At 25.9% G+C, this 1,249-nt stretch carries 1 protein-coding gene; it reads right to left on the bottom strand.

Features of this window, described 5'->3' with window-relative positions:
- Positions 1 to 498, bottom strand: a 498-nt coding sequence (locus RCF13_RS23620; RefSeq protein ID WP_308141596.1) for a hypothetical protein, incomplete at its 3' end; no start/stop codon positions are given.
- Positions 499 to 1,249: the final 751 nt, after the last annotated feature.

The following is a 1,249-nucleotide window of genomic DNA, read 5'->3' as shown; positions in this document are numbered from 1 at the left end:
GAGGATATCATTGGGGAGTTCAGGATTCTTGCTAAAAAGTAGTAACTTTAAAATTTTGTTTTTAAATTTTTTATTTTCTTTTTCTATTTTTTGTTTACACATACAAGCGCTGCAGGATGAAAAATAAGCATTCTCTTGAGGCTCAATATTAGCAAATAGAGCTTTGACATTTAAGTGCTTGGCTATACAGACCCTATGTTGCCCATCAGTAAAATCAAAATGCCCACAATTTTGATGATGCATTCTAATTGAGAAAGTAACATCTTGAAAGTTGATATTTTCAAAATACTTACTTTGATATAAATCTTTAGCTAAATTACGACAGTACAATACATCGCTCTCGCCAGAAATTTTTTCTTTTTTATGAATAGAATTCGCTTCATTTTCACTTAGATATAAAGAACATATACCGGTTCTTAATTCAAAACAATCATATTCATCTAATCTATAAGAAAATATTTCTTTAGTGGGATTGATAGTTTTTAATTTATAACTCATTGAGAGAGTCCTCCTAAAGTCGGATTTATTCAATTAAGAATTCTTATTTGAATTATAACAAGTTTTTTAAATTTTAATAAATAACTAACATTAGATAACACAGCGGATATTGTTAACATAATAATTTTATGGAATACAAAAAACTTCTGAAATTAAACTATTCTCTTAAATATAATATTAAAGAACATACAATCAAATAGACATAATTAAAAATAAAATAACGATCGAGAAATGAAACCCTGTAGAAATCGTTCATTCTTACAGGGTTTCTATATTATTGGTTTTTTAAAAATTAATAAGTAAAATTTAATAATACGAATGCGAATATAAAGTCCAATACTCAATAAGATACTATTAATGATTAAACTTTCTAAGGAATAGGAATATATAAGTCTTTGTTTTTTAAAAGAGCGATTTAAATAGTGGTGTTATAATTTAATTAGTAGATGGATTCTCAAGATTTGAAATTGATTTATATTTCAATTTATTGGAGGGGATGAAATGATACTTTGTGCAAAAAGCATTCGTGGAGATGTCGTAAGAGTAAATTTTATGTCTATTAATATTAAACATTTAGATGATGGGTTATCAGAATTATCAGATGTATTAGGGAAATTCCATCCTGTAATAGTAGATACTAATAGTATAAAAGTTTATGAGTATACCAGGTTAGTTGATATAACATAGAATTATGCTCATTTGTTATGTAATTTTTACATAACAAATGAGCAGCAACTTTTCATTTAAGAAA

This window comes from Stenotrophomonas maltophilia group sp. RNC7 (assembly GCF_030910085.1).
Classification (GTDB): domain Bacteria; phylum Pseudomonadota; class Gammaproteobacteria; order Xanthomonadales; family Xanthomonadaceae; genus Stenotrophomonas; species Stenotrophomonas sepilia.
This window is presented reverse-complemented; position numbering and strand designations above follow the sequence as displayed.